Origin of the sequence: Ruoffia sp. FAM 20857 (assembly GCF_045528645.1) — a bacterium.
Lineage (GTDB): Bacteria > Bacillota > Bacilli > Lactobacillales > Aerococcaceae > Ruoffia > Ruoffia halotolerans.
In genome coordinates, this window is sequence record NZ_JBGQRB010000101.1 from 1 (window position 1) to 1661 (window position 1661).

The 1661-nt window shown below is 36.2% G+C and carries 1 protein-coding gene; it reads left to right on the plus strand.

Annotated features, from left to right (window positions below):
• Positions 1 to 154: 154 nt before the first annotated feature.
• Positions 155 to 1474, plus strand: coding sequence for an IS1380 family transposase (locus tag ACEN4N_RS11375; protein WP_138405605.1), 1320 nt, complete (start codon positions 155 to 157; stop codon positions 1472 to 1474).
• Positions 1475 to 1661: the final 187 nt, after the last annotated feature.

Here is a 1661-nt window from a genome sequence, read left to right on the forward strand (position 1 = left end):
CCTGAATAATTCATAGTTTTACTAATAGTCTTTCCTAACATTGATTTAATAGTCTTTAAAGTAATCTGCTTCATCACCCATTAGGTGATGAAAAAAGACCCCCTTTCTGATATGGTTAATTCACCACAAACTACCATAGAAAGGGGTTCTCTCAGTGGTTACTTTACAAGAAAATGCCGTAAAATTCAACAATAATTTAATCGTTTCTCATGATGGTGGTCGTTTATCAAGTGATTCTGGTTTAGTCCTAATCGATGAATTAATGGATGCTTTCCAATTTACTCAGCTCTCTGAAGATATTGTTACATTTAACGACAGTCGTAAATATTGGACACACACGAATCATAAGATTCTAAAACAGTTAATTCTGCAAATTATAGGTGGTTATAATACTGATTCTGCTGCAAATATTTTACAGCATGATCCGGTATTACAGACGTTCTCAACCGATAAGCCGTTGGCTTCTCAATCATCAATCTCTCGGCTTTATGATCGTGTAGTAGGCGAAACAATTGACTCACTTCAAGTATTCAATCAAGCGTTAATTGACAAAGCTCGTCTCCTTCGTAACGATACAAACATGATCATCGATTTAGATTCTACCCATTCAGATACATTCGGCAATCAAGAACAGACAGCTTACAACGCCCACTATGGAACAAATGGCTATCACCCATTAGTGGCGTTTGATGGGATAACCGGTGATTTTTTAAAAGCTAAACTTCGTTCAGGTAACCAATATACTTCTAAAGGGGTTAAAGAATTTCTTAAACCGTTATTGGAGCATTATAACCAAGCGATTCCAACCACCGATATTCTCGTTCGGGGAGATAGTGGATTCGCGACACCGGATATTTATGATTTATGTGAATTATACGAAAATCATTATGTTATTCGGCTAAAGGCCAATAGAAATTTGTATCGCTTAGCTGAAGAATTTGTGTTCTATGATACTGATCATCCATGGGATGAAAAAGAAGTATATTATCACTCGGTTTCATACCAAGCAGCCTCTTGGACGAAGTCCCGACGTGTCTGTGTCCGTTCGACTCGAGAAGTAGGTGAACTCCTTTTTAACCATTCCTTTATTGTCACGAATTTCTCAGAGAACATCTCGGCTAAAAGAGTATTTGAAACCTACAATAAACGCGGTACCATGGAAAACTATATTAAAGAAGCCAAAAATAGCTTCTTTTTCGATAAAACAGATAGCCCAGAATTCCTTGAAAACGAGGCACGCATGATGATTAGTCTGTTGGCATACAATGTGGTTAATTTCTTACGTACCATATGTTTTGAACCAAAATCAAAAGGACTCCAAGTGAATACGATACGTCTTCGTCTATTTAAAGTGGCTGGAAAGCTCGTCACTACAGCAAGACGAATCTATTTAAAACTATCGAGTTCCCATGTTTATCAGCGAGAGTTTTATGCAGTATTCAGGCAAATCCAAAGGATTCGGCAGTACATTTAAAGAACCTGTTTTTTAAAACCTTTTAAATGGCCTAGGGAGAAGTGCGCCCAAAATTCGTGAGATGAGACTAAAAAGTTTTTCTTTAGCTTAGAAAATCGATTAAAATATTTTAATTTCGATAAAGTGATCCAAAATTGAAAAATAACGACTAGAATAACTCAATATTTAAAAGTATGAATTATTCAGG